Below are 5,861 nucleotides of genomic sequence, written 5' to 3'. Positions count from 1 at the left end.
TTTTTGCACCAGAACCAAATATATTTAGATTCACAGATGATAATCAATATCAATTAGAGTGATTTTTAATCAATATTGAGTTAAACTAAGAAAGGAACAAATAAATAGATAAAGAGATGATGAAGTGAGTATTATATTGGCACTACTAGCAGCTATATTTGCTGCATTAACGGGGATCCTTGCAAAGATAGGAATTAAAAATGTAAATTCTAATTTAGCAACGGCGATTAGAACTATTGTGGTATTAATAATGGCTTTTTTAATGGTTTTGGTATCCAATCAATTAGAAAACATTTTTCTGATTAATATGAAGTCCCTCGTCTATATTATATTATCCGGAATAACAACAGGTTTATCATGGCTCTGCTACTTTAAGGCTATTCAAATAGGAGATGTTTCAAAAGTAGTTCCTATAGATAAATCTAGTGTTGTTATGACCATTCTTTTTTCATTTATTATTTTAGGTGAGCCTGTTACAGCGATGGTTGTTATCGGAGGTACTCTTATTACAATAGGAACATTTGTATTAATAGGAAGAATAAAAAAGAATTCTGATACATCATATTCTAATTCATACATATTCTTAGCTTTCCTATCAGCAGTCTTTGCAGCATTAACAGCGATTCTTGCGAAGATTGGTATAGAAGATGTAGATTCAAATATGGCTACTTTTATCCGTACTATCGTTATTATTATTTTTGCTTGGGGAATTGTATTCTTTCAACGTACACATACTCAAATGAAAACAATATCTAGGAAAAGTTATATTTTCCTAATCTTATCTGGTATGGCAACAGGTTTGTCATGGTTATGCTTTTTTGCAGCTATTTCAGTTGGGAAAGTATCCATAGTAGCACCAATTGATAAATTCAGCGTAGTGATTACGATGATTTTGAGTGTTATTATCTTAAAAGAAAAGCCCACGAAAAACACAATATTCGGATGCTTGATTATTACAATAGGAACTATATTACTTTTGTTTTAAAATTTATTATTATATCATTTCATTCTTGACTTGATAATGGAGCTTTAAGATAAAGCTATGTTAAAGAACAAGGTTGATTTCCTCTTTTTCTTTAATAAACAATTAACATTAGCGTTTAAGAGAGCTATCAACAAAAAACTTCGTAAAAGCATTGTTAGGATACTCCTCGATTGGATAAGCCTTTTTCACCACATCGCATAGCGTTTGATAGATATTGTAAGAACTCATATAATCCTCTCCTTTTTGTGAAATAAAAAATACCCTTAAGGGCCTTAGAACATGCATAAATGCATGTGAGTTGTTATTTATTAATCGCTTCTGTATGGCGACATTATGATTAGATCAGCGCCAAAATTTATCAAGACCTTAATTGAAAAAAGGCCGATAAATTAAAGGACATAACATTTTAGTCATATAAAATATGTTATGTCCTTTCTTTTCAACTCACGTACCTGTTAATCGAAGTGATTCCTTTACATGTTTAGTTGATTTGCCTTTATAAGTTATTTCATGCAATAAAGGGATTTTGCTCCAGTTTATTTATTCATGATTTAAAATAATTAATTCCTATTGCTTCTCTTACTTCTAAAAGTGTTTCTACTGCTATTGAACGTGCTTTTAGACTTCCTCTTTTCAATGTTTCGAACACAAAATCCATATGTTTTTCATAATAATTTCTTTTATTTCTAATTGGTTCTATTTCTGCCTGAAGTATATCATTCAAATATCTTTTCACCTTTACATCTCCTAAACCACCCCTTCTATAATGTTCTTTCATTTCTTCTAATTGCAATTTATCTGAACAAAATGCATCTAAGTAGGTAAATACGGTATTATTTTCCACATCACCAGGATCTTCTACTCTAATATGATTTGGATCTGTATACATGGACATAACCTTCTTTTTTATAATGTCTGGGGAGTCCGATAGGTATATTGCATTACCTAATGATTTACTCATTTTTGCTTTACCATCAATACCAGGTAATCTCCCTAAACCCTTCTCTGGAAGTAATACATTTGGTTCGGTTAGTACTTCTTTTTTGTATATAGAATTAAAGCTTCTTACAATTTCTCTGGCTTGTTCAATCATAGGTACTTGATCTTCCCCAGCTGGGACTATAGTTGCTTTAAAAGCTGTAATATCTGCTGCTTGGCTAACTGGATAAATAAGAAATCCAGTAGGCAAGCTTTCGTCAAAATTCTTTTCCTTAATCTCACTTTTGACAGTAGGATTCCTTTTAAGTCTAGAAAGTGTAACTATATTAAGGTAATGCATTGTTAATTCATTAAGTTCTGGAATTTGTGACTGAATAAAGATATTTACTTTAGAGGGATCGATACCTACTGATAAATAATCTAAAGCTACTTCAATAAGGTTATTTCTAATTTTTTCTGGGTTTCTTGCATTATCAGTTAATGCTTGTTGATCTGCAATCATTATAAAACTATTATATTGGTCTTGTAATTTAACCCGATTTTTCAAGGAACCTATATAGTGCCCAATATGCAGTTTCCCTGTAGGTCGATCTCCTGTTAACAAAGTTTCTTTTTTCATATGTTCTCTCTCCTTACTATTTTATATTAGAAAAAATAAAAAACTCCGCCCTAAATCAATAGGACGGAGATTATTCCGTGTTGCCACCTAAATTGTGTAATTATTTTAATAAACATAATTACACCACTCATTATCAAGTACTAACATACTCTATCTGCTATAAGGTGCAGACCACCACTTAGATACTCTCTTTATAGATTTCCCCTTGTTCCTTCGAGGTCCATTCATTAAATTTCTTCTTGCTAGGTTCTCAACTACCCTAACTCTCTGTATTGAAGCTAAATTTAATTACTTCTCCTCATCATAGGACATTGTCATTATTTTATTGTATATATTATATATTCCTACATATTCCAAATCAAATCAACTTCTTATTCAATTAATCCACTCTGTTAGTTAAAAAGAAAAAAGATCGTGAAAGCAACAATCAAATTATCCATTGCGTTCCATCTCCTGTTCTCGTTGTTTAACCCTTCTTTTCTCAACATTTCTTGCATGGATTCTCGTGTAGCATCCATTAGCTTTTGTTCATCAACAGTCTGTGTTTTCGTATCATATAATCCATTTTCTTAAAGTCCGGGATTATGAAATGTGGTGACATCTTGCCACATGATACGCTCATTTGGAACTTTGTTTTTAATTTTTCCCCTACTTCATTTAAAGCATTCGATCCTTCCGTAAACAAAGAAGAAGACTTTTGAGGATTATGCATGTAATCTTGATAGAGCGAAAAATCTTGTTCCCCTTTTCCTTTTTATCCTCTTCTTGATCGACATACTCCACATAATCTTGAAATGCTTTTTGATTGGCTGTGATACATTTTGTTTTCAATACTACACCTGATGTCAACATGGATGTACTTATGACCATTCCCCTTCCTTCTTTAAACCTCTTCGATTTCTCCCACTACAGTCTCAATACTATGGTGCAATTTTTCTAAAGACTCCGCATTCCTCTCCATAAACTGAGAACACCTTCGAATCATTTCAATGTTCTTATCAATAAGATTTTCTAGATGACGTTCTCGCGTCGTTTGTTCTCGAAAAAAGGCCAGCTTTTCAAGCTGACCTTTCAAAAATTCTTGTCGTCAAATCCCTTTTTCTTTTGCCAATTCATATTTTTTTTTACAGAAGTTGGATCTATATTTTGTATGATCATATCCATTTCATTCATTCTCTCTCAAAATTCAGTGCTCTACATTTCAAAAGTTAGAAGAGCATAAGGGGTTTTTGCTATCACCTAGGGTGATAGACTAGGCAAAGCCTAGTAAAACAGTGATATCAAAGAAAAGCGCCAAACGTCCCCTCGACGTCCCCTCATTTTTTTCATGAAGTCCCCTCAACGTCCCCCCAGGTTTTCACAAGTTCAAGCTAAATCTTGCTCTTTTTCGTTTAACTTTTTGAGCTTTTCCTTCAACATTTTCTTCTCATCTTTATAAAGACTAATGCTCTCTTCTTTCATCCGAATTTCATCTTCTTTTAATGAAACTTGAGCTTCCGTTTCAGCTTTTTCCGTCTCAATTTGATACTCCATATCGGCTTTTAATTCGCCAATTTCTTTTCGTAAAGCTCTCTGATTTTTCACCTCAACTCCAATCGCTTTTTCGTAAGATTTCATTTTCTCTTTGACTTCTTTTTGCTGAATTTCGACTACTAATAATCCATAAGCTTGCATATTTTTTGATGACTTTTCGGAACTCGTAGACGTTTTGTTTTGATCAGAAGAGATGGTCTGAACAAGTTCATCTTCTAGTTCTTCTTCCTCTGTTTTTTCCTCACTTCCCTCCACATCTACGCTTTCTTCTTGCACCGGTTTTTGATACAAATCAAACGCTAAGGCTTCCGAATTGGCTTTTTCCTGAGCCTTAAAAGGAAACGTCTCTCCACTTTATGTATTCAACTTTTTATCTTATCTCTCTATAAAAAATAGCCCTCACATGATGTGAGGGCTATACTCTATTCCCAAAAAATTATCAAAAAATCGATTTCGGGTTAACCTCTTGATAATTGACTTTACTTTTGGCTTCTGATTTATTTGATTCTTCATTTACTGAACGTTCTTCTTGTACAGAAGGAGACGGTTTCTCTGGGTTGGATGAATCTTTTCTTGGAGATCCTCCTGAAAGGATACTCTCTTTCACCGTTAGAGCATCTTTTCCTCTAAGAGCCTCTAAAATGAACATATCTCGACTCATTTCTTTATCGACATGATGGTCTAAAACACTATCCGTCCCATACAATTCAATGATATGATACACCATTTTTCGTAGAGAGAGCGCAATATTATCTTGATTTTCAAACCACTCATAAAACTCATCGGTTTCATTGCTTTTGAACTTCCAGTTGTACTGTGTTTTTCTCTTTTTTTCACTCGTCATATCCTTACATCACCACAGTTTCTTTGTATTCTTCCGTAAATAGCATGTTGCGATTTAAGATATCTAATCCTTTCACGTTCATATCAACGGCATATTGTTCCGGGATCCAAAGGACTTTCGCATCTACAGAATCTGCAAATTCTTTTAAGAATTTGTACATATCCTCTTTAAATTCAATGGATCCTCCACCATAGCAAGCTAGATATTCCGGTTCACTTGATAGTGTCGTTGTGTATTTACGTTCTACATCGTCTAAAATGAAATCCACTTGGTTAATACGGGCTTCACGTAAATAATGAACAGCTAAATCATGATCTTTTGGGTACTCATCTGGTCGTTCAATGTACTTCGCAAATTGCTGACGATTAATATTTAAGCCTTTTCGTTCTTCTTTCATGAGTTGGATCGCTTCTTCTACCGCATGCCCGACTCCACGTCGTTCACCTGTACATTGTTCAGGTTGTGGGTTCACGCCTACAGAGTAGATGTATTCTGTTGTTCCACTTCCAATATCAATGTGCATGATCTTCGAGTTCATAAAGTAAGAACCATCGACCTTCTTCATTCCATACTCTTTAGAAAACTCTTTAAACATATCATCTGATGCTTCAAAAATCGCGTATAGCGCTGGAATTCCTTCTTTCGTCACCTTAACTTGGGAGAAGTTGAGCTCCACTGTTACTTGCTCTTGACCAACATACACAATGACTACATGAGAAGTACCCATAAAACGGTCTTCTAATTGTTTCGCTGTTTCAATATTGTGTTGGCTAGCCGGAATCGCACTACTCATGCCTACTTCTGCTTTTAGCATTTGCGGAAGATCCCCTTCCTCTTCATAGTGCTTTTGCACAGCTCTTCCTGCTACATAACCTAACGTATTGATTAAAGGTAAATCACTACTATGTTTTTCATGAACGGCAATATCCATATTGCTTACG

5 protein-coding genes, 1 pseudogene and 1 other annotated feature are annotated in these 5,861 nt (G+C 34.1%); of the genes and pseudogenes, 1 reads left to right on the top strand and 5 read right to left on the bottom strand.

Annotation, left to right across the window (positions count from 1 at the left end; translation table 11 throughout):
• Window positions 1-136 precede the first annotated feature (136 nt).
• Window positions 137-985, top strand: a complete 849-nt coding sequence (locus MOC86_RS18050; protein ID WP_268585379.1) for an EamA family transporter — start codon at window positions 137-139, stop codon at window positions 983-985.
• A gap of 544 nt (window positions 986-1,529) precedes the next feature.
• On the opposite strand, the gene trpS is transcribed toward MOC86_RS18050, so the two are convergent.
• The 5 genes and pseudogenes from trpS to MOC86_RS18025 all read right to left on the bottom strand — a co-directional run.
• Window positions 1,530-2,543, bottom strand: coding sequence for a tryptophan--tRNA ligase (gene trpS / locus MOC86_RS18045; RefSeq protein ID WP_268585378.1), 1,014 nt, complete (start codon window positions 2,541-2,543; stop codon window positions 1,530-1,532).
• A gap of 56 nt (window positions 2,544-2,599) precedes the next feature.
• Window positions 2,600-2,857: a binding site (T-box leader), on the bottom strand.
• Between the two features lie 78 nt (window positions 2,858-2,935).
• Window positions 2,936-3,097: pseudogene (locus tag MOC86_RS27520) on the bottom strand (hypothetical protein); the annotation flags it as partial.
• Window positions 3,098-3,908: 811 nt separating this feature from the next.
• Window positions 3,909-4,367, bottom strand: coding sequence for a hypothetical protein (locus MOC86_RS18035; protein WP_268585376.1), 459 nt, complete (start codon window positions 4,365-4,367; stop codon window positions 3,909-3,911).
• Between the two features lie 148 nt (window positions 4,368-4,515).
• The gene (locus MOC86_RS18030) at window positions 4,516-4,920 is read right to left on the bottom strand and encodes a hypothetical protein (protein WP_268585375.1); all 405 of its coding nucleotides are present in this window, start codon (window positions 4,918-4,920) and stop codon (window positions 4,516-4,518) included.
• A gap of 4 nt (window positions 4,921-4,924) precedes the next feature.
• On the bottom strand, window positions 4,925-5,861 hold a 937-nt coding region (locus MOC86_RS18025), incomplete at its 5' end, for a ParM/StbA family protein (protein ID WP_268585374.1).

Source organism: Priestia endophytica (assembly GCF_026790145.1).
GTDB classification, from domain to species: Bacteria; Bacillota; Bacilli; order Bacillales; family Bacillaceae_H; genus Bacillus_I; species Bacillus_I endophytica_A.
This window is presented reverse-complemented; position numbering and strand designations above follow the sequence as displayed.

Coding starts and splice junctions, on each gene's coding strand:
- trpS (WP_268585378.1), bottom strand. CDS start 2,543: ATGAAAAAAGAAACTTTGTTAACAGGAGATCGACCTACAGGGAAACTG.
- MOC86_RS18030 (WP_268585375.1), bottom strand. CDS start 4,920: ATGACGAGTGAAAAAAAGAGAAAAACACAGTACAACTGGAAGTTCAAA.